The following is a 19720-nucleotide window of genomic DNA, read 5'->3' as shown; positions in this document are numbered from 1 at the left end:
GGCAGTGGTGACCGGGGCAGTGGTGACCGGGGCAGTGGTGGTGGGTGCCGGAGTGGCCACGGTGAGGGTGACGTTCAGCAGGTCGTCGCCGGCCAGCAGCAACAGCCCCTGGACGGTGGCCATCAGGTTGGGTGAGGTGCCGTCGTGGGTGCTGGGAAGGCCGGCGCCGCCGGCGGCCGACTGCTGGTCGACCAGGTAGGCCAGGGCGTCAGTGACGTCCTCCCCGGCGGCGAGCAGCCCCTGGCCGATCAGCGCGGTGGCGTTCGCCGGGCTGTAGCCGGCCCACGAACCGTCCCCGGCCTGGGTCGTCTGCGCCCAGCCGATCGCCGCGTCGAGTGCGTCGGTGACGTCCTGACCGCCCTGTCCCGACTCCTCGAGCCCGACCAGGGCCGTGATCGCCACTCCGGTGGAGTCACCGTCGACGGTGAAGACCGGCGGGTTCTCCCAGGTGGCCAGGTAGCCGAAGGCGCCGCTGGCGTCCTGGGCATCGAGCAGGGCATCGATGGAGGCCTGCGGCACGGTCACGTCGGCGCGCACCAGCGCGATCACGGCGTAGGGAAGGCTGAAGATGCCGCCTGCGTCGGGGCTGGCAGTCAAACCGTCGGTGATGACCTGCACCAGGTCGACCCCGCCGTAGGTGGTGGGGTCCTCACCCAGGGCGAGGGCGGCGATGGCAACCTTGCCGGCGGCGCCCGGATTGGTGGCGTAGGAGGCGGCCTGCGACTTCAGCGCCGTGTTCATCTCGGCGAGCACGTCGCCGTGCAGTCCGGTGGCGGCCAGGCTGGCGATGGCATCGGCCAGGGCGCCGTTGCTGATCGACTGGCTCGCCTTCCACTGGTCAGCCAGGTAGGTGGCGGCGGCCGTGGCCTGCGGGCTCGGTGCCACGGCGGGGACCAGCGGCCCGGCCAGGGGGGCATCGGCCTGGGCATTTCCGGCCACCACGGGCGAAAGCAGCACAGCAGCCGCAAACCCGGCGGCCGCGAGGCGAGTACGAAGATTCATGGGTTCCTCTCAAACGAACCAACGGAGGTTCGCGAGAGTTCGCTTCCCTGATTTCCGCTGGCCACGACGGACATGGCCGACGGCCATGGATGGGTGCTCGTCAGCGCGGGTGCTCCGACTGGGGCCAGGTGTGCCTGGACCTTCACGGCTGCGGGTCAGTTCCGGAATGGCACCGGATTCCCCCGACAACGACGAATGCCCACAACCTACCCCACCCGCCGGGAATCACCGAGGGTGCCCACCGATAAGCAGCCACGGTGCTGCCCCGGGGAAACGGAAGTGGCCCGCCCCCTGGGGGGACGGGCCACCGTTCATCGGCGCGGGTGATGCGCGTCAGAACTTGTTCTTGGCGTCGTCGACGAGGTCACCGGTGGCGTCCTTGACGTCCTCACCGGCCTGCTTCACCTTGGCTTCACCCTGCTGGAGTTTGCCCTCTGCTTCGAGACGCTGGTTGTCAGTCGCATCGCCGTATGATTCCTTGGCCTTGCCGGCCACCTCATCGGCTGCGTTCTCGATCTTGTCTCCGAGTCCCATAGGCAACAACCTCTCCTTGGTGTCGGGCCTGTCCCGACCGGTCCTGTGACACTACGCCCCCACATCGGGGTCCGTCAGCGATTCGTCAGTTTTTTTCCGAATCGGTGTGCTCAGAGCGTCGCAGGGGTCACCCGCAGCACCCGAAAACCCTTGGACGAGGCCGTCCGTTCGGTGGGCCATCCCTGGTCGATGAGCCACTGCTGCAGCGAGTCGCCGCCCAGGTTCTTGCTCACCACCAGCCACGCCTCGCCAGTCGGGGTCAGCGTGGGCAGCCAGGTCGCCAGCAGGTCATGCAGCGCCTGCTTGCCGATGCGGATCGGCGGATTCGACCAGATCTGGTCATAGCGGGGTTGTTCTGCCAGCAGCACCTCGGTGGACGCCACCCGCACCCGGTCGCCGACCCCTGCCTGCTCCGCGTTGAGGGCGGTCAGCGCCAGCGCTCGTTCGTTCACGTCCACCGCATCCACCTGGGCGGCGGGGCATTCGGTGGCCAGCGCCACCGCGATCGGGCCGAAACCGCAGCCCAGGTCCAGGAAGCGGCCCGACCCTGGTGGGGGTGTGGTCTCCCGGAACAGCACGGCAGTGCCGGGGTCGAGTCGGGCTCCGGAGAAGACGCCGTTGGCGGTGGTGAAGGTGTGGCTGCGGCCCCAGATGCTGGTCTCGATGGTGCGGCGCTTCTCGGGTGCCTGCGGGCTCTCGAAGTAGTGGCTCATTCCTCATTGTCCGTCTCGTCGTTGTCCGCCTCGTCGTTGTCGATCTCGTCGGGGGCGGCGCGCCGGTTCTGGGCTTCGTGGGGTTCGCGGCGACGCCGGGACTCGGCGGCACGCACAGCCAGCTGGTCGTCAGTCGGGTAGCCGACCTCACTCAGTGTCAGTCCGGAGGCTGGCATCATCAGCACGGTGGAGTCCCGCACGGCTGCCGCGAGCAGTGCCGCCACCCAGTCCTGGTCGCGACGGATGCGTCCCTTGCGGGGCGGCTCACCCTGCCCGACCCCGACGATGGCACCCATCAGGGAGCGGACCATCGAATGGCAGAAGGCATCGGCGACGACGGTGAAGACCACCGTGCCGACGGGGTCGCGCACCCCGCTCAACTGGCGCAGCGTCCGGATCGTGGTGGCCCCCTTGCGGGGCTTGCAGAAGGCGGCGAAGTCGTGCAGCCCGAGCAGCAGTTCCGCAGCCATGTTCATCGCCTCGACGTCCAGGACTCCCCGCACCTGGGCGACGCGTCGCCGCAGCGTGGGTTCGTGGATGCCGAGGTCGTCCCAGAGGCGATAGGTGTAGCGCCGAAAGGTGGCCGAGAAGCGGGCATCGAAGTCGTCGCTCACGGGCCTGACCCCGCGCACGATCAGGTCGTCGGGCAGCACCCTGCCCAGTCGGTGCTTCAACACCGCCGCCACGTCGGAGGACTCGCCGGTGCGCAAGGTGACCACGAAGTCGTCGGGCAGGTCGAAGTGGCAGACCTGCCCGGTGGCGTGCACCCCGGCGTCGGTGCGTCCGGCCACGATCAACCGGGCCGGTTCGTCGAGTCGCAACACCTGGGCGACCCACGTGGCCAGCGTCTCCTCGACGGTGCGCAGTCCGGGCTGGGTGGCCCAGCCGAAGAAGTCGGTGCCGTCGTAGGCCAGGTCGAGTCGGTACCTCACGACTGCTGCCCGTCGTCAGTGGTGACCACGTACTCCAGGTCGTGGATCGCCCGGCCCGCGGCGATCCCGCGGGCCTCGTACTTCGTCACCGGCCGGGCCGCCAGACGTGGCGCCCAACCGCCGTCGGCCAGGTGGGCATTGCGCAGCCCGGGCGCCTCGTCCAGGTTCTCGCGCATCCACTCGGCGTAGTCCTGCCAGTCGGTGGCCAGGTGCCAGCGTCCGCCGGGCACGAGTTGCCGTGCCACGGTGTCGGCCAGGTCGTCGCTGACCAGGCGCCTCTTGTGGTGGCGCGACTTGTGCCAGGGGTCGGCGAAGAAGGTCCACAACTCGACCACCTGGCCCGGATCGAAGAGGTGCGCCAGCCCCTGGGCGCCGTCAGCGATGACGAGGCGGACGTTGTCGACGGGGGGATCATGACGGGCCAGCCGCGACAGGGTGCTGGCGACGGCGGGCTCGAAGACCTCAAAGGCCACGACATTGCATTCCGGGCGGGCGGCGGCCATCGGCACCAGCGACTCGCCCGACCCCGACCCGATCTCGACGATGATCGGTGCGCTGCGACCGAAGATCTCGTCCCAGTCGGGCACCGGTTGGGCGGCGACCGAGGTGCTGGTCTCGCGGGTCTGGATGCCGACGACGCGGGAGTCGGCCCAGCGGTCCCACGCCTTGGCCTGACTGGGGTTCATCCGCGCCGAACGTCGGACGAACGAGACCACCTCGCGGTGGACCCGCTGCTCACCAGTCGTCATGCCAGTCTCCGGTCAGGTCGGTCATCGTGACGCCGGCCAGGTCGAGCAGCAGTTCACAGAACATCGAGTTCGCCCAGCTGAACCACGGCCGGGTGAAGGTGCCCGCGTCGTCGGCGTGGAAGCTCTCGTGCATCATGCCAGTGCCGCCGTCAGTGCGCATCAGCACCTCGGCCATCCGGCGCTTGGTGGCTGGACAGTTGCTCGTCAACCCCTGCACGGCCAACCCGATCGGCCAGATGTGGCCCTGCGGGGTGTGCGGGCTGCCGACCCCGGAGGCGGCGGTGCCCAGGTGGTAGTGGGGGTTGCGCTGGGACAGCACCCAGCGGCGGGTCGCCCGGTAGACCGGATCGTCGGCGGCGACGGCCGAGCACAGGGGCAGGCTCAACAGGCTCGGCATGTTCGCGTCGTCCATCATCACCTGGCCGCCCAGGCCATCGACCTCATAGGCGAGCACCGGGCCCGTTCCGGCCTCAAGTCCGGCTGCGAAGCCGTGAGCCTTGACACCCTGGCGAATGTCGGCGGCCAGCGCGGTGCACCCGGCGACCAGGTCGGCGTCTCGCCAGTGCTGGGCCATCTCGGCGAGCAGGTCGAGCGCATGGGCGGCGAACAGCTGCGCGGGGATGTTGTAGCCCAGGGCGCAGGGGTCGTCGCTGGGACGAAAACCCGACCAGGTCATGCCGGTGCGCGCCACCGGGGTGCCGCGGCCGTCCTTGCCGAGGGTGTCCCCGCTGCGCGGACGGACGAACCGGTAGGAGGAACCGGCGGCATGGTCCTGCTCGCGGCGCCACAGGTCGACCACGATCCGGGCGCGGTGGCGCACCGGCTCGATGGCCGCGTCCAGCCCCGTCGCCTTCCACACCTGCCAGGCGAGCTGGATGGGGAAGGCCAGCGAGTCGACCTCGTACTTCTCCTCCCAGACCCAGGGGTTGTCGCACAAATCGCCGGGGTGCCAGGAGGCGTTGTTGGGTTCGGGGTTGAAGGCGTTGGCGTAGGGGGCGCGCTCGATGCACTGCCACTGCTGGCGCACCACACCGAGGATGGCCTCGACCATGTCCTCGGACTCCGGGGCCAGCAGCACGAAAGGTCGCAACTGGGCCGAGGAGTCCCGCAGCCACATGGCAGGGATGTCGCCGGTGATCACGAAGGTGGTGCCATCGGGGCGGCGGGTCATGGTGGTCTGCCAGGTGTTCAGCATCAACCGGGTGAACATGCGCCCGGCCACCGGGTCACCCAGGGCCTCGCTGATCCGCTGGCCGTGGGTGCTGATCACCCCGCGCACCTGGTCGGTGGCGGGCTGGGTGTGGGCCAGCATTGCCTCCGACTCACTGGTCAGGTCGCTCAACCGTCCGGTTCGGCGGACCAGAGAGGTGGCGCCGCGCACCAGGCCGGGCCAACGGGTCGGCTGGCTCCATCGGGGACGACTCATGGGTCGTGGAGCGGGTCGGGCATTGCGACAGCCTAGGTGATCGATCCATCCCCGCGTGGTGGCGCCGCAGCTGGGGGTCCTGGGGTGCCGTCGATGGCGGTCACCACTCTGCGGGGCAGTGCCCGACCGACGAGGGTGCCCAGCCACACGTCCCGCCCGCCGGCGGCATGGGCTACGAGGAAGGCGAGCAGGGCCGAGACGGCCAGCATCTCGCCGCCGTCCTCGAGCAGCGCCACCAGTTGGTCGACGGAGGGTGTCGTCGCCGCTGAATGCAGCAGGTCGAAGATGAGCCCGAAGGCAGCCAGCAGGCCCAGGAGCGCGACGATCGTCACGTGGAAGCGGCGGTAGGGGGCGCTGGTGCGCCGCCAGGCAACCATCACCAGCGCCAGTGAGGGGACCATGAATGCAGCCGCGACCACCAGTTCGCCCAGGTCACGCGGACGTAGTCCGGCGACGGCCGGTAGGTGCAGTGCCCCGGCCAGCCAGCCACCCGCCTGCTCATGCACCGTCGCTGCGTCGGTGAGCAGCAGCACGGCAAACAGCGGGGCCCACTTCACCGGCTGCCACGTGCGTGCCGACCACCCCAGCAGCACGACCAGGGCGGTGCGACCGGCCAGCAGGCGTCGCGGCGGCTGGGGAGTGGTCATCAGGTCAGACTAGGCTCCTTGAATCAGACTAGGCTCCTTGAACCTCGGCATGGCACGTTGCTGGGCGCATTCTCCTCGGCGTCTCGTGGGGTTGCGGGACCGGTGGATGGCACCGTTTTGACCCGGACAGCTCGCGCAGGTAAAGTTGTGCGCTGTTGCGCCTCGGTGTGCCCGGTCCTCGAGACCCTGGTGGCCAAGCGGCGCACCTTCACTGTCCACGCAACTACCGGGAAGATGGTCTGTGACCGTGTCTACCTACAGCCCCAAGTCTGGCGAGATCACCAGGAACTGGCATGTGATCGACGCCGAGAACGTCGTTCTCGGCCGCCTCGCCGTTGCCACCGCGACGCTTCTGCGTGGCAAGCACAAGGCCACCTTCGCGCCCCACGTCGACGGTGGTGACTTCGTCGTCATCATCAACGCCTCCAAGATCGCCCTGACCGGCAACAAGCGCACCGACTCGATGCGCTACCGCCACTCGGGTCGTCCTGGTGGCCTGACCGCCACCGCGATCGGTGACGTGCTGGCCTCTGACCCGCGCAAGGCCGTCGAGATGGCCGTGTGGGGCATGCTTCCCAAGAACAAGCTGAGCCGTCAGCTGATCAACAAGCTCAAGGTCTACTCCGGCCCCGAGCACCCCCATGCGGCCCAGCAGCCGCAGCCCTACGCGATCACCCAGATCGCCCAGTGATCGCCGAAGCCTGAGGACACGCCGTGACTGAGACCCCCACCGCTGAAGTTGACGAGAACGTCGACGTCGACACCGAGCAGACGACCTTCGTGGACGAGAACGACCGCGAAATCGCCTACCGCAGCGATTCGAACCCCGCTGCCGCCGCCGGAACCACCTCGCGGCCGGCCGTGATCGCCGCTGGCAACGCCACTGGTCGTCGCAAGGAGGCCGTCGCCCGCGTCCGCCTCGTGCCCGGCTCCGGCACCATCACCATCAACGGCCGCGCCCTGGACGAGTACTTCCCGAACAAGGTGCACCAGCAGATCGTGACCGACCCGCTCGGCACCGCCGGCGTCACCGACGCCTACGACATCATCGCCCGCCTGCACGGCGGTGGCATCTCGGGCCAGGCCGGAGCCCTGCGCCTGGGCATCGCCCGCGCGCTCAACGCGATCGATGAAGAGGCGAGCCGTCCCGCGCTGAAGAAGGCTGGCATGCTGTCGCGTGACTCCCGCATCAAGGAGCGCAAGAAGGCTGGTCTCAAGAAGGCCCGCAAGGCTCCCCAGTACTCCAAGCGTTGATCCGGCGCGGGCACCAGCCCGCACGGCAACGTCACGAAACCCCCGCCATCGGCGGGGGTTTCTGCGTTCCCGAGCGAAAGTGGCGGGAATGCCTGGCCACGGGGCACGACGCCGCATGCCCACCAGGGACGCTGCGCCCCGGAGATGGTCGCTGGCCAGGGGTCCCAGCACTGCGCATCCAGTGACGGCATTGGGGGCCGGCAGGACGAAGATGCTGCGCTGGGTGCACGTTGCTGGGACGACCCAACGCGACGGCGTGGGGACAGGCGTGGCCGTGTGGGCAGAATGTCCGGTCAGGCGGGACGCCCTGGGCGGTAGTCGTGGCACTGGAGCCACAATGTCCGGTCGGACGGGTGGTTTGGGGGGCATTTGTGACCGGGTGGGCAGAATGTCCGGTCGAACTGGCGGGCCGGGCGGTAGTCGTGGCACTGGAGTCACAATGTCCGGTCCATCCGGGCGCGTCGGCTCGGGAATTTCCGCAGCTGGGTCCCGCGTTGGTACAGTGGGTGCGTTCGGTGCTGCCGAACCCCTCTGGGCGAGCGACCCCTTGGTCCCGTTCCTGACCAACACCACTGTGCTGCTGCGGGCGCTGCCCGCCACCAGTGGTGCGCAGGTGCTGTTGCCACGCCTGGCCGTCCGGTCACGCGCCACTGCCATCCTCGGCCTGCGCCGATGATCCATTCCGGGAGATATTGAGTGAACGTACCCACCTACGCATGGGCAGGCACGATCGTGCTGATCGGTGCCCTGTTGCTGTTCGACTTCTTCTTCCACGTGCGCAAGGCCCACGTGCCGACGCTGAAGGAAGCGGCCGTCTGGTCGTCCATCTACGTGGGTCTGGCCGTCGCCTTCGGATTCGGCGTGTGGTACTTCGGGGGACATCAGGCAGGCGCCGAGTACTTCGCCGGCTACGTGACCGAGAAGGCGCTCAGCGTCGACAACCTGTTCGTCTTCCTGATCATCATGAGTGCGTTCAAGGTGCCCCGTGCCGACCAGCAGAAGGTGCTGCTGTTCGGCATCGTGTTCGCCCTGATCGCCCGCACCGGCTTCATCTTCCTGGGTGCGGCGATTCTTGATCGGTTCGCCTGGGCGTTCTACATCTTCGGACTCATCCTGATCATCACCGCCGGCAACATGCTGCGCGGGGAGGGCGAGGACGAGCACACCGCCGACAACATCATCATCCGGCTGGCACGCAAGTTCCTGAACACTTCGGAGCACTACGACGGCGACAAGCTGACGACCGTGGTCAACGGCAAGAAGATGCTGACCCCGATGTTGCTGGTGATGGTCGCCATCGGTGGCACCGACATCCTGTTCGCGCTGGACTCCATCCCGGCCATCTTCGGTCTGACCCAGTCCACCTTCATCGTCTTCACCGCCACCGCCTTTTCACTGATGGGCCTGCGCCAGCTCTTCTTCCTCATCGACGGACTGCTGGATCGTCTCATCTACCTCAGCTACGGACTGTCGGCCATCCTGGCCTTCATCGGCGTCAAGCTGATCCTGCACGCGCTGCACGAGAACAACGTGCCGTTCATCAATGGCGGCGAGCCGGTTGCCGTGATGGAGATCGACATTGCCACCTCGCTGATCGTCATTGTCGGTGTGCTCACCCTCACCATCGTGGCCTCGCTGGTCTCGCCCCGGGGCAAGGCGCAGACGGCCGTCAACAACGCCCGTCACCATGCCGAGCGGTACCTGGACTACGACTACGACACCGACCAGGACCGTCGGGAGGCGACCTACCGGGCGCTCACCAACGAGATGGAGTACATCGCGAACATGGACCAGAAGTACCGCGATGCCATCACCGACCCGGACGAACTGATGCACCTGTTCATCCGTGCCCGGGAGGAGAAGGATCGCCGCGTGGCCGAAGGGTACGGGTCGCAGACCAGCCCGGAGAACGAGCTGCCGGTCGAGCACGTGCTGCGCGCCGACCCGAATGCCAACGTCGGCAAGCAGTAGCCGCTGACGGCCAACATCTTCAGCCCACGGGGCGGACAGGCGCAGGCCTGCCCGCCCCGCTGCGCGTCGCGACGATTCCACCCGCGCGGGGGGCTGGCACTAGGGTGGAGGGGTGGCTCGACTCTTTGGAACTGATGGCGTCCGCGGCAAGGCGAACGTTGACCTGACCGCTGAACTGGCACTCGACCTGTCGGTCGCGGCTGCCCACGTGCTCGGGGAGGCCGGGGCCTTCCGCTCCCGGCCCACCGCGATCGTGGGCCGCGACCCCCGCGCGAGCGGCGAGTTCCTGGAGGCTGCGGTCATCGCCGGCCTGGCCAGCGCCGGTGTGGACGTGGTCCGGGTGGGTGTCGTCCCGACCCCCGCACTGGCCTTCCTGGTCAACGACGCGAACGCCGACCTGGGCGTGATGCTGTCGGCCTCGCACAACGCCATGCCCGACAACGGCATCAAATTCTTCAGCCGCGGCGGGGTGAAACTCGACGACTCCCTCGAGGACGCCATCGAGGAACGCCTCGGTGAGGACTGGCAGCGTCCCACCGGCGCCAACGTCGGCCGGGTCACTACCGACCTCGGCGCCGTGGAGGCCTACGTCGCCCACCTGGTCGCCAGTCTGGGAGCGGACGCCAGCCTCGACGGCATCAAGGTGGTCCTGGACTGCGCCAATGGTGCCTCGTACATGACCGCTGTCGCGGCCTTCGAGACCCAGGGTGCCGAGGTCATTGCCATCCACAACACCCCCGACGGCCTCAACATCAACGAGAACTGCGGCTCGACGCACATGGGCGACATTCGCCGCATCGTCGTCGAGCAGGGCGCCGACCTCGGCCTGGCCTTTGACGGCGACGCCGACCGCTGCCTGGCCGTGGACGCCGAGGGCAACGACATCGACGGGGACCAGATCCTGGCCATCCTGGCGCTGGCGCTGAAGGAGGAGCACAAGCTCGCCTCCGGCACCGTGGTCGCCACCATCATGAGCAACCTCGGGTTCGTCAACGCCATGAAGGCCGAGGGCATCAAGGTCGACGCGACCAAGGTGGGGGACCGCTACGTGCTGGAGTCCATGAACGCGAACGGCTTCGTGCTGGGCGGCGAGCAGTCGGGCCACGTCATCATGAGCGAGTTCGCCACGACCGGCGACGGCGTGCTGACCGGTCTGCACCTGGCCGCACGGATGGCCCGCACCGGACGAACCCTGAAGGAACTGGCCGGAGTGATGAGCCGCCTGCCGCAGGTGTTGCTCAACGTCCAGAACGTCGACAAGCTGCGTGCCGGCATCGACCCCGACGTCAACGCCGCCGTGGCGCGGGCGAACCAGGAACTCGGTGACACCGGACGCGTCGTGCTGCGCCCCTCGGGCACCGAGCCCGTCGTCCGGGTGATGGTCGAGGCCGGGACCAGTGAGCAGGCCCAGCAGATCGCCGAGAAGCTGGCCGACATCGTCAAGAGCCGCGTCAGCCTCTGAACAACCCCCGACACGCCACGCGGGGCCCGAGCATTGCGCTCGAGCCCCGCCTGTTGTGCTGCGCAGGTGCCGGGTCGATCAGTTCCAGGCGCAGTGGACGTGACCGCTGTGACCGGCGTCCCCGGGGCCCAGCACCGAACTGGCGCCCTTGGCCAGGCAGTAGTTCTTGATGGTGGCCGCGATGTTGCGACCCGCGGTGGTGGTGCTGACCTTCACCCCGTTGGCGTAGTCGATGTCGACGGCCTTGCCCTTGTAGTGCAGCGAGGTCGAGGAGTGGTCGCAGCCGGCGATGGTGGTGACCCGGTAACTGTTGGACACGCCGAAGTCGCGCATGAACGTCAGCATCCGGGTGTCGAGCCAGACCGCCACCTTGCCGACGTCGCCACCGCCGGTGTAGGCCGCTCCGCCGGCGGCGGTGTCGGCGATGTTCTGGCGGGGTGAGGCGTAGCTGGGGCCGCAGAAGTGCAGCAGGGTGATGCCCCCGTCGTTGAGGATGGTCTTGGCCAGGGTGGCCCGGGTGGTGCCGCCGGTCGAGGACACCCCGGCGATCAGGGCACGCCAGGTGTCAGGGCCGACGACACCGTCCACGCTGAGCCCGGACTTGGTCTGGAAGCTGCGCACGGCCGACAGCGTCCCGGAGCCGAAGCTGCCGTCCACGGCCACGCTGTAGCCATTGCGACGCAGCTGCTCCTGCAGCCCCTTCACCGCGTTCCCGGTGGAACCCTGCCGCAGGCTGTAGTTGGCCAGCTTCGGCCACGTCCCGGCACCGACCTGGCCGTCCGCGACCAGTCCGTTGGCCTTCTGGAACTTGATGACATTGGCCTCGGTGGCGGGTCCGAAACTGCCGTCAGCAGTGGTGGGGTAGCCCTTGGCGGTGAGCAGGTACTGGATGGTCTTGACCCGATAGGTATTGGTGTTGCCTTCGGCAACCACGGGCCAGCTGTTGAAGGTGACCGCCTGTGCGCTGGACGCACCGGTGGAGGAGGAGATGAGGCCGAGCGCCATGACAACGGCGACGAGGAGGGCCGAGAAACGTTTCACGGAACAACCTTCCGGGGGTGAGGGGATGGTGCGGACTGGTGTCCGCGCCCCCAAGCTAGCCCGGGCGGGGGTCGTCCCACCCGGACCTGCGCTGGATCCTCAGCTGTCGTTCAGACCTTGCGCACCCTGATCGTGGCGACGGCGTGGTCAGGCCCCTTGAGCAGGATCGCGGTGGCGCGCTCCCGGGTGGGGGCAATGTTCTGGGCAAGGTTGACGCCGTTGATCTCGTCCCAGATGTCCATGGCCATCGTGGTCGCCTGCTCGTCGCTCAGGTCGGCGAATCGGACGAAGTAGCTCTCGGGGTCCTGGAAGGCGGTGGCCCGCAGCGCCAGGAAGCGTTCCAGGAACCACTGCTTGATGTCGTCCTCGTCGGCGTCGACGTAGACCGAGAAGTCGATGTAGTCGCTCAACGCCACCCCCGTGGTGCCGTCGGCATGCACCCGGGCCGGCTGCAGCACGTTCAGCCCCTCGACGATCAGGATGTCGGGTTTGGTGATGATCTGGGTGCGGCCCTCGACGATGTCGTAGACGTGGTGGGAGTAGACCGGGGCCCGCACCTCGGCCAGGCCCGACTTCACCTGGCTGACGAACTCGATCAGCGCGCGCCGGTCGTAGCTCTCGGGGAAGCCCTTGCGGTCGAGCAGGCCGCGGCGCTGGAGCTCGTCGTTGGGGTACAGGAACCCGTCGGTGGTGACCAGGTCGACACGGGGATGTCCGGGGGAGCGCCGCAGCAGTTCCTGCAGCAGGCGGGCGGTGGTCGACTTGCCCACCGCCACCGACCCGGCGATGGCGATGACGAAGGGGGTGCGCTCCACGTCCAGTTCCAGGAAACCGTGGGTGGCCTGGTAGAGCTTGCCAGTGTGGTGGATGTAGAGGTGCAACAGCTGGGTCAGCGGGACGTAGACCTCGGTGACGTCCAACTGGCTGGTCGGGTCACCCAGGCCGCGCAACCGTTCCACGGTGGCCTCGTCCAGGTCGATGTCGGTGTTCTCGGCCAGACTGGCCCACTCCCTGCGGGACAGCTCCACGAACGGGGTGGTCTCGGCGTGGGACGGGGCGTGGGGCTCAGTGGGCATGCCGTGTGCTGACCGCTGCCCGATCGTCGCTCGATGCTGCACCGGTCCCTCTCATCAGGCAAGATTCACATAGAGCGGGCCGCGGCGCCACCTGCCGCTCCGAGGTGCGGTCGACACCGAGCCCGTGGCAAGTTGGGAAACGCTCAGCCTTCATGTACGTTTCTTGCCATGTGTGGAATCGTGGGCTATGTAGGCCATCGCAATGCGCGGGACGTCGTCATCGGTGGTTTGCGCCGCCTGGAGTACCGGGGCTATGACTCGGCCGGCATCGCCGTGCCGGGCCCCGACGGCTTCGAATGGCGCAAGAAGGCGGGCAAGCTCGCCAACCTGACCGATGAGTTGGAGGCCAACCCCATTCCCGAGGCGCATCAGGGTGTCGGGCACACCCGGTGGGCCACCCACGGCGGCCCCACCGACACCAATGCCCACCCCCACGTCTCGTCCAACGGTCGCGTCGCGCTGGTGCACAACGGCATCGTCGAGAACTTTGCCGAACTGCGCGCCGAACTGGCCGCCACGGGCATCGAGTTCACCTCCGAGACCGACACCGAGGTCGCCGCCCAGCTGCTGGGCCAGCAGGTCGCCCAGGGCATCGACATTGCCGAGGCGCTCGGCAATGTCAGCAAGCGCCTGACCGGGGCCTTCACGCTGGTCGCCATCGACCAGGCCGACCCCGACCGGGTGGTCGCCTCGCGCCGGAACTCGCCCCTGGTCGTCGGTCTCGGCGAGGGAGAGAACTTCCTGGCCAGCGACGTCGCGGCCTTCATCGAGTACACCCGTGAGGCCATCGAACTGGGCCAGGACCAGCTCGTCACCATCACCCGCGACGGCTACCAGGTCACCGACTTCGACGGCGCGCCCGTCGAGGTGCGGGAGTACCACGTCGACTGGGACCTGTCGGCTGCCGAGAAGAATGGCTACGACTGGTTCATGCGCAAGGAGATCTTCGAGCAGCCCCAGGCGGTGGCCGACACCCTGCTCGGACGGTTCAACACCCGCGGCGAACTCGTCCTCGACGAGATCCGGATCAGCCCCGAGGAACTGCGCCGGGTCAACAAGATCGTCATCGTCGCCTGCGGCACGGCGTTCTATGCCGGGCTGGTCGCCAAGTACGCCATCGAGCACTGGACCCGAATCCCCTGCGAGGTCGAGATCGCCAGCGAGTTCCGCTACCGCGACCCGATCATCGACCCGATGACCCTGGTCGTCACCATCTCGCAGTCGGGGGAGACCGCCGACACGCTCATGGCCGTGCGCCACGCCCGCGAGCAGCACGCCAAGGTGATCGCCATCTGCAACACCAATGGCGCCACCATCCCCCGCGAGTCGGACGCGGTGATCTACACCCACGCCGGGCCGGAGATCGGAGTCGCCTCCACCAAGGGATTCATCACCCAGGTGGTGGCCTGCTACCTGCTGGGGCTCTACCTGGCCCAGGTGCGCGGCATGAAGTACGGCGATGAGATCAAGGCGCTGATGGATGAACTCGAGAGCATGCCGTCCAAGATCCAGAGCGTGCTCGACAACCTCGAACCGATCATGGAGCTGGCCTCCGACCTCAAGGACCAGCGCTCCATCCTGTTCCTGGGGCGTCACGTGGGCTACCCGGTCGCCCTCGAGGGTGCGCTCAAGCTCAAGGAACTCGCCTACCTGCACGCCGAGGGCTTCGCTGCCGGTGAGTTGAAGCATGGCCCCATTGCGCTGATCGACCAGGACCTTCCCGTCTTCGTGGTCGTCCCGCCCCAGGGCCGCGACCAGCTGCACGACAAGGTCGTCTCGAACATCCAGGAGATTCGCGCCCGCGGCGCCCGCACCATCGTGCTGGCTGAGGAGGGCGACGACGAGGTCGCGCCCTATGCCGACCTGTGGTTCAAGCTGCCCAAGGTCTCGACCCTGCTGCAGCCGCTGGTGGCGACGATCCCGCTGCAGGTCTTCGCCTGCGAGTTGGCCACCCAGCTCGGCCACGACGTCGACCAGCCCCGCAACCTGGCCAAGTCGGTCACCGTCGAGTGAGGCCGCGCCACTAGGGTGTGGTCATGATCATCGGAGTCGGCGTCGACGTCTGCAGCATCGAGCGGTTCGAGGGCATGCTGCAACGGCGGCCCGGCATCGCTGCCCGCATCCTGACCGCGCACGAGCTGACCCTGCCGGTCACCTCCCAGGCCGGACGCTTCGCCGCCAAGGAAGCCCTGGCCAAGGCGCTGGGCTCACCGGGTGGCATGCGGTGGCTCGACTGCGAGGTCGTCCGCAACGGTGACGGGCGTCCGAGTTTCGCGTTGCGGGGCACGGTCCAACAGACCGCCGATGACCTCGGTGTCAACCACGTGCACGTCTCGATCAGCCACGACGCGGGACTTGCCACGGCGCTGGTCGTCGCGGAGCAACGATGAAGCCGATCCTGTCCGCGGACGAGACCCGCCGTGCCGAGGAGGCCTTCTGGGTCGACAACCCCGGCGTCGACCTGATGGCGAGGGCGGCGGCAGCGGTCGCCGAGCACGCCCGCGACATGATCAGGGGACGCGGCCCGCAGCAGGGCCAGCCGGTCGTGATCGTCGCCGCCGGACAGGGGAACAACGCCGGTGACGCACTGTTCGCCGCCGCGGAACTGGAGGCCACCGTCCTGGTCTGGGCCGTGTCCGACCAGACCCACCCCGGCGGTCTGCGCGCCGTGCTCAAGGGCGGCGGCCACCTGGTCTCGCGCGCAGAGGCCATGGAGGCGTTGCCGGAAGCCACCCTGATCATCGACGGGGTCGCCGGGCTGGGCGGACGTCGAGGACTGAGCGAATCAGTGGAGAGGTTCGCCGCCGAGGCCCGTCGTCGACGCATCCCGGTGCTTGCCGTGGACGTGCCCAGCGGTCTCGCCGCGGACCGGCCCACGGTGCCAGCCCCGGCGTTTGCGGCACAGCGCACCGTCACGTTCATTGCCCACAAGCTGTGCCAGGTGGCCGCCCCGGCAGCGACCCACTGCGGCGTGGTGCACCTGGTCGACATCGGTGTGCCGGTGGGTGACCCGTTGGTCTGGCAGGTGGAGGCTCACGACCTGGCGGCGTGGTACCCGTGGCCGGGGGTGGCCAGCGACAAGTACTCCCGCGGGGTCGTCGGGCTGGACACCGGTTCGGTGCGCTACCCGGGCGCCGCCATGCTCGGCGCTGCCGGGGCCCTGTTCACCGGGGTCGGCATGGTGCGCCACGCCGGGGACACCGAGGTGTCCGACCGGGTCGTCCAGCGCTGGCCCAGCGTCGTCCCCGGCCATGGACGGGTCCAGGCCTGGGTGGTCGGTTCGGGTTGGCAGGTCGATGAGGAGCACCGCGAGGTGGCGCGTCGACGTCTGGCCGAACTGTGCGCCGAGGACGTGCCGATGGTGGTCGACGCGGGTGCCCTGCAGGTGCTGCCCGACGCGTTGCCGGCCGGCAGCCTGCTGACCCCGCACGCAGGGGAGCTGGCCACGCTGCTGGGCATCGAGCGCAGCCAGGTCGTCGATGACCCGCTGAGCGCTGCCCGCGAGGCCGCCCGGCGGACCAGCGCGACCGTGCTGCTCAAGGGTGGGACCCAGTACGTGGTCGAACCCCACGGTCGGGTGCTGGTGGCGGTCGCGGGCAAGGCATGGGCCGCCCAGGCCGGCTCGGGGGATGTCCTGGCCGGGGCCTGCGGGGCGTTGCTGGCGGCCGGTGTCCGAGCCCCGGAGGCCGCCGCCGTGGCCGCCTCGCTGCAGGCCTTGGCCGGCGCCGCACATCCTGGTCCTCGTCCTCCTGAGGTGCTGGCGGCAAGCTTTCCTGAGATCATCAGCGGATGGATTTCGACACCCGACCGGCTGCCTACGCTGTAATCCTCCGTGAGGGGCAGGTGTTGCTGGCCCACTACCAGACGTCGGTGGCCAGCGAATGGACCCTTCCCGGCGGCGGCCTGGAGATCGGTGAGAGCCCGGTGCAGTGCTGTATGCGGGAGGTGGCCGAAGAGACCGGCTACCAGATCAGGGTCCTCGGCACCCCCCACGTGGGGCACCTGTGGATTGACGCGGCCGAGCGGGTCAGTCCCCAAGCCGGGCGTCCCCTGTTCGCCATCCAGTTGGTCTACCGCGCCGAGATCATCGGCGGTCAGTTCGCCGTCGAGGTTGGTGGTTCCACTGATGACGCGGCCTGGGTCGACCTGGCCGACCTGGACGACTACGCAGGCCCTGGCGGCTGGCCGGTGACGATGGTGCGCCAGGTGTTGGCCGGCTGAGCGGTGTTGGCAGGCTTGTTGCGTCCATGTGAAACGTCAGCCGACGACGGCGTCGCGGAACCAGCTCGTGATCGAACTCGGGTGGGTGATGGCGGTGCCGACGACCACCGCGAAGGCGCCCGTCGCCCGGGCTGCCCGGGCGTGCTCGAGGGTGTGCACCCGACCCTCGGCCATCACCACGTGCTCGGGCAGGGCAGTGACCAGGTGGGTCAGCAGTTCCAAGTCGGGTCCGTCAGTCTTGGGACGAACGCCGGTGTAGCCCGACAGGGTCGTCCCAATGATCTCGGCGCCGGCGTCGGCGGCAGCCATGGCCGACTCGTAGGAGTCACAGTCGGCCATCACCGGGGCGTCGGTCACCTCGCGCAGCCGGCGCATCGTCTCGGCGAAGGTCAAGCCGTCGGGGCGGGGGCGCTGGGTGCCGTCCAGGGCAATGATGTCGGCGCCCGCCTCGGCGACCGCCACCGCGTGCGCCAGGGTGGGGGTGATGAACACGCCTTCGGCGCCGTCCTTCCAGATGCCGATCACCGGCACCTGCACGGCAGCCTTCACCGCACGGATGTCGTCGAGTCCCTGCGCGCGGACGGCCGAGGCCCCGCCGATCTCGACGGCGGCGGCCACCTGGGCCATCGTCCGCGGGTCGCGCATCGGTTCGCCGGGGTAGGCCTGGCAGGACACCACCAGGGTGCCCTCCAGCGGTGCGAGCAGCGGGTGCTGGCGAGGTGTGGTCATGGACGGACCTTTCGACGAGATGGCGAGGGCGGCGTGGGGGTGCAGGGGGTCATCCCCCGCGGGTGGTGCGTGGGGGTGCTGGGGGTCATCCCCCGCTGGTGGTGTGTGGGGGACGGGGGTCATCCCCCGCGAGGAGAACTCAGCGCCCAGTGGGCGGCACCGAGCAGCGCGGCCTCGACCCCGGCCGTGGCCGGCACCAGGGCAGTGCCGGCGGCGACATCCATCGCATCATGGGTCACGCCTGAGCGGACGGCGTCGAGCCACAACTCGCCGATCTCGGCCACGCCCCCGGTGAGCACCACGGTCTGGGGGTTGAGCACGTTCAGCAGGCCGCCGATCACCCGTCCGGTGGCGAAACCGGCCCCGCGGATCACTGCGGACGCCCGCTGGTCGCCGGCGGCCGCGAGCGCGGCGATCTCGCGGGTGTCGGCGGCCACCCCCTCACGGGCCAGGAAGCCGGCGTGGATGCCGGGTCCAGAGGCAATGCCCTCCAGGTGCCCGATGCGGCCGCAGGGGCAGGGGACCCCGGTGGCCTCGGGCACCGCGACATGCCCGATGTGTCCGGCCGAGAAGGTGGCCCCCAGCACCGGGGACCCGTCAATGACGTGGCAGCCGCCGATGCCGGTGCCGACCGCGACCAGCAGCATGCTGGCCGCGCCGACCCCGGCTCCGAACACGGCCTCACCCAGACCGTGGGCGTGCACGTCGTTGAGGCAGGCCACCGGTACACCGAAGCGTCGCCCGAAGGCCCCGGCCAGATCGGTCCCCGGCCATCCGGGCAGGTGGTCGGTGGCATGCGTGATGACCCCGAGCGGCGGGTCGACCACCCCGGCCGAGGCAATCCCGACGGCCACCGGGGCGGCATCGGGACGAGCCCCGAGGACGTCGGCGGCCAGGGACAGCGCAGCGGCGAGCACCGCCGCCGCCCCCTCGGGGGCCGGGGTGGCGCGGGTGGCCCGGTGCAGCACCTGAGCCGAGACGCCGTCGGTCGCGACCAGGGCGGCCGTGGTCTTGGTTCCGCCCAGGTCGAGGGCGAGCACCTGTGGGGTCATCGTCGTGGCTTCCGGCTGGATCAGAGCAGTCCGGTGTCGGCCAGGATCTGCCGGATGGCGGTGACGCTGTCGCCCTCCAGGGGGGTCATCGGGCGCGACATGGTGTTGGTCGAGATCACGCCCAGCTCGCGCAGGGCGGTCTTGAAGGCGCCAATGCCGGCGGCAGGGCCGGTCTTGCCGACGGGGGCGAAGACGATCTCGAACAGACGCGCCAGTCGGTCCTGTTCGGTGCGCACGGCTGCCCAGTCCTGGTTCTGCGCCGCGTTGTGCAGCCGCACGTAGCCGGCCGGGTCGACATTGCCGAGCCCCGGGACGACGCCGTCGGCGCCTGCCAGGTAGGCACCGTCGACGACGATCTCGTGGCCGGTCAGCAGCGCCAGCGGGGAGCCGATGGCCTTGTTCTGCATGACCAGGCGGCGGAAGGACACGTCATCACCCGAGGAGTCCTTCACCCCGGCCAGCACGCCGTCGGCGCCCAGGCTGACCAGCAGCGACGGGGAGAGCTTGACGTGGACGCACACCGGCAGGTCGTAGGCGTACAGCGGCAGGTCGGTCGCCGCGCCCAGGGCCCGGAAGTGGCCCTCGATCTCTTCGGGGCCGGTGATCGAGTAGAACGGGGCGGTCGCCACGATGCCGTCCATGCCGAACTTCTCCGCCACCCTGATGTGCTCGATGACGCGGTCGGTCTGCATGTCGATGACACCGGCCAGGATCGGCACCTGTCCGGCCACGAAGCCGCTGACGGCCTCGAGCACCCGGGCGCGGTTGGCGTCGGTGAGTTGGGCCACCTCGCCGCTGGAGCCCAGCGCGAAGATGCCGTGCACGCCACCGTCGAGCAGGCGCGCGACGACGCGTTCCAGTGAGGGCAGGTCGAGGTCACCGTCGGCGGTGAACGGGGTGACCAGGGGCGG

Annotated in this window: 21 protein-coding genes and 1 riboswitch; of the genes, 9 read left to right on the top strand and 12 right to left on the bottom strand. The window is 69.1% G+C overall.

Annotation, left to right across the window (positions count from 1 at the left end; translation table 11 throughout):
- From IPV09_RS12930 to IPV09_RS12900, 7 genes are all read right to left on the bottom strand, one after another.
- The coding region (locus IPV09_RS12930) for a hypothetical protein (protein WP_207475679.1) at window positions 1–1002 on the bottom strand (1002 nt) is incomplete at its 3' end.
- Window positions 1003–1088: 86 nt separating this feature from the next.
- A riboswitch (cobalamin riboswitch) is annotated at window positions 1089–1211 on the bottom strand.
- A gap of 124 nt (window positions 1212–1335) precedes the next feature.
- The gene (locus tag IPV09_RS12925; protein ID WP_207475678.1) at window positions 1336–1536 is read right to left on the bottom strand and encodes a CsbD family protein; all 201 of its coding nucleotides are present in this window, start codon (window positions 1534–1536) and stop codon (window positions 1336–1338) included.
- Window positions 1537–1646: 110 nt separating this feature from the next.
- A complete protein-coding gene (locus IPV09_RS12920) occupies window positions 1647–2249 on the bottom strand; it encodes a class I SAM-dependent methyltransferase (RefSeq protein WP_207475677.1) in 603 nt (200 codons plus the stop codon).
- Window positions 2246–3181 (bottom strand): tRNA pseudouridine(38-40) synthase TruA, encoded by a 936-nt coding sequence (truA, locus tag IPV09_RS12915; RefSeq protein WP_207475676.1) that lies wholly within the window; start codon window positions 3179–3181, stop codon window positions 2246–2248. Before truA ends, IPV09_RS12920 begins: the two co-directional genes overlap by 4 nt.
- Complete coding sequence (trmB, locus tag IPV09_RS12910; protein ID WP_207475675.1) at window positions 3178–3930, bottom strand: tRNA (guanosine(46)-N7)-methyltransferase TrmB; 753 nt, start codon at window positions 3928–3930, stop codon at window positions 3178–3180. Before trmB ends, truA begins: the two co-directional genes overlap by 4 nt.
- On the bottom strand, window positions 3917–5356 hold the full coding sequence (locus tag IPV09_RS12905; RefSeq protein ID WP_242681603.1) for a glycoside hydrolase family 125 protein: 1440 nt from the start codon (window positions 5354–5356) through the stop codon (window positions 3917–3919). Before IPV09_RS12905 ends, trmB begins: the two co-directional genes overlap by 14 nt.
- 32 nt (window positions 5357–5388) lie before the next feature.
- Window positions 5389–6003, bottom strand: coding sequence for a hypothetical protein (locus IPV09_RS12900; RefSeq protein WP_207475674.1), 615 nt, complete (start codon window positions 6001–6003; stop codon window positions 5389–5391).
- A gap of 247 nt (window positions 6004–6250) precedes the next feature.
- On the opposite strand from IPV09_RS12900, the gene rplM reads away from it, so the two are divergent.
- The 5 genes from rplM to glmM all read left to right on the top strand — a co-directional run bounded on the left by rplM (window position 6251) and on the right by glmM (window position 10690).
- Complete coding sequence (gene rplM, locus IPV09_RS12895) at window positions 6251–6694, top strand: 50S ribosomal protein L13 (protein WP_207475673.1); 444 nt, start codon at window positions 6251–6253, stop codon at window positions 6692–6694.
- A 23-nt stretch (window positions 6695–6717) separates the two neighbouring features.
- On the top strand, window positions 6718–7257 hold the full coding sequence (gene rpsI, locus IPV09_RS12890; protein WP_207475672.1) for a 30S ribosomal protein S9: 540 nt from the start codon (window positions 6718–6720) through the stop codon (window positions 7255–7257).
- 502 nt (window positions 7258–7759) lie between these two features.
- Entirely contained in the window at window positions 7760–7933 is a 174-nt protein-coding gene (locus tag IPV09_RS12885) for a hypothetical protein (protein ID WP_207475671.1), read from the top strand.
- Window positions 7934–7953: 20 nt separating this feature from the next.
- Window positions 7954–9228, top strand: a complete 1275-nt coding sequence (locus IPV09_RS12880; RefSeq protein ID WP_207475670.1) for a TerC family protein — start codon at window positions 7954–7956, stop codon at window positions 9226–9228.
- Between the two features lie 112 nt (window positions 9229–9340).
- On the top strand, window positions 9341–10690 hold the full coding sequence (gene glmM / locus IPV09_RS12875; RefSeq protein WP_207475669.1) for a phosphoglucosamine mutase: 1350 nt from the start codon (window positions 9341–9343) through the stop codon (window positions 10688–10690).
- 78 nt (window positions 10691–10768) lie between these two features.
- Here glmM and IPV09_RS12870 read toward each other — a convergent pair whose 3' ends face one another.
- Window positions 10769–11731 carry a peptidoglycan-binding protein gene (locus IPV09_RS12870; protein ID WP_207475668.1) on the bottom strand — a complete coding sequence of 321 codons (963 nt, stop codon included), beginning with the start codon at window positions 11729–11731 and terminating at the stop codon, window positions 10769–10771.
- Window positions 11732–11841: 110 nt separating this feature from the next.
- Window positions 11842–12807, bottom strand: coding sequence for a type I pantothenate kinase (gene coaA / locus IPV09_RS12865; protein ID WP_207475667.1), 966 nt, complete (start codon window positions 12805–12807; stop codon window positions 11842–11844).
- A gap of 168 nt (window positions 12808–12975) precedes the next feature.
- Here coaA and glmS point away from each other — a divergent pair, with 168 nt between their 5' ends.
- From glmS to IPV09_RS12845, 4 genes are read left to right on the top strand one after another with little or no spacing between them, the layout of a single operon-like run.
- On the top strand, window positions 12976–14820 hold the full coding sequence (gene glmS / locus IPV09_RS12860; protein ID WP_207475666.1) for a glutamine--fructose-6-phosphate transaminase (isomerizing): 1845 nt from the start codon (window positions 12976–12978) through the stop codon (window positions 14818–14820).
- A gap of 23 nt (window positions 14821–14843) precedes the next feature.
- Complete coding sequence (locus IPV09_RS12855) at window positions 14844–15197, top strand: holo-ACP synthase (RefSeq protein ID WP_207475665.1); 354 nt, start codon at window positions 14844–14846, stop codon at window positions 15195–15197.
- On the top strand, window positions 15194–16633 hold the full coding sequence (locus IPV09_RS12850; RefSeq protein WP_207475664.1) for a bifunctional ADP-dependent NAD(P)H-hydrate dehydratase/NAD(P)H-hydrate epimerase: 1440 nt from the start codon (window positions 15194–15196) through the stop codon (window positions 16631–16633). The genes IPV09_RS12855 and IPV09_RS12850 overlap by 4 nt, the downstream gene beginning before the upstream one ends.
- Entirely contained in the window at window positions 16597–17028 is a 432-nt protein-coding gene (locus tag IPV09_RS12845; RefSeq protein WP_207475663.1) for an NUDIX hydrolase, read from the top strand. The genes IPV09_RS12850 and IPV09_RS12845 overlap by 37 nt, the downstream gene beginning before the upstream one ends.
- Window positions 17029–17064: 36 nt before the next feature.
- Here IPV09_RS12845 and IPV09_RS12840 read toward each other — a convergent pair whose 3' ends face one another.
- The 3 genes from IPV09_RS12840 to IPV09_RS12830 form a co-directional block, all read right to left on the bottom strand.
- Window positions 17065–17757, bottom strand: a complete 693-nt coding sequence (locus tag IPV09_RS12840; RefSeq protein ID WP_207475662.1) for an N-acetylmannosamine-6-phosphate 2-epimerase — start codon at window positions 17755–17757, stop codon at window positions 17065–17067.
- A 119-nt stretch (window positions 17758–17876) separates the two neighbouring features.
- The gene (locus IPV09_RS12835; RefSeq protein ID WP_207475661.1) at window positions 17877–18809 is read right to left on the bottom strand and encodes an ROK family protein; all 933 of its coding nucleotides are present in this window, start codon (window positions 18807–18809) and stop codon (window positions 17877–17879) included.
- A 20-nt stretch (window positions 18810–18829) separates the two neighbouring features.
- Window positions 18830–19720, bottom strand: an 891-nt coding sequence (locus IPV09_RS12830) for a dihydrodipicolinate synthase family protein (RefSeq protein ID WP_207475660.1), incomplete at its 5' end; no start/stop codon positions are given.

This window comes from Tessaracoccus sp. SD287 (genome assembly GCF_017355265.1).
In the GTDB taxonomy this organism is placed as follows: domain Bacteria; phylum Actinomycetota; class Actinomycetes; order Propionibacteriales; family Propionibacteriaceae; genus Aestuariimicrobium.
The sequence above is the reverse complement of the archived record's forward strand: the minus strand, read 5'-3'. Positions and strand labels throughout refer to the sequence as shown.

Excerpts from the sequence above, each read along its gene's own strand:
- IPV09_RS12925 (WP_207475678.1), bottom strand. The coding sequence starts at position 1,536 with ATGGGACTCGGAGACAAGATCGAGAACGCAGCCGATGAGGTGGCCGGC.
- IPV09_RS12920 (WP_207475677.1), bottom strand. The coding sequence starts at position 2,249 with ATGAGCCACTACTTCGAGAGCCCGCAGGCACCCGAGAAGCGCCGCACC.
- trmB (WP_207475675.1), bottom strand. The coding sequence starts at position 3,930 with ATGACGACTGGTGAGCAGCGGGTCCACCGCGAGGTGGTCTCGTTCGTC.
- IPV09_RS12905 (WP_242681603.1), bottom strand. The coding sequence starts at position 5,356 with ATGAGTCGTCCCCGATGGAGCCAGCCGACCCGTTGGCCCGGCCTGGTG.
- IPV09_RS12900 (WP_207475674.1), bottom strand. The coding sequence starts at position 6,003 with ATGACCACTCCCCAGCCGCCGCGACGCCTGCTGGCCGGTCGCACCGCC.
- coaA (WP_207475667.1), bottom strand. The coding sequence starts at position 12,807 with ATGCCCACTGAGCCCCACGCCCCGTCCCACGCCGAGACCACCCCGTTC.
- glmS (WP_207475666.1), top strand. The coding sequence starts at position 12,976 with ATGTGTGGAATCGTGGGCTATGTAGGCCATCGCAATGCGCGGGACGTC.
- IPV09_RS12855 (WP_207475665.1), top strand. The coding sequence starts at position 14,844 with ATGATCATCGGAGTCGGCGTCGACGTCTGCAGCATCGAGCGGTTCGAG.
- IPV09_RS12850 (WP_207475664.1), top strand. The coding sequence starts at position 15,194 with ATGAAGCCGATCCTGTCCGCGGACGAGACCCGCCGTGCCGAGGAGGCC.
- IPV09_RS12845 (WP_207475663.1), top strand. The coding sequence starts at position 16,597 with ATGGATTTCGACACCCGACCGGCTGCCTACGCTGTAATCCTCCGTGAG.
- IPV09_RS12840 (WP_207475662.1), bottom strand. The coding sequence starts at position 17,757 with ATGACCACACCTCGCCAGCACCCGCTGCTCGCACCGCTGGAGGGCACC.
- IPV09_RS12835 (WP_207475661.1), bottom strand. The coding sequence starts at position 18,809 with ATGACCCCACAGGTGCTCGCCCTCGACCTGGGCGGAACCAAGACCACG.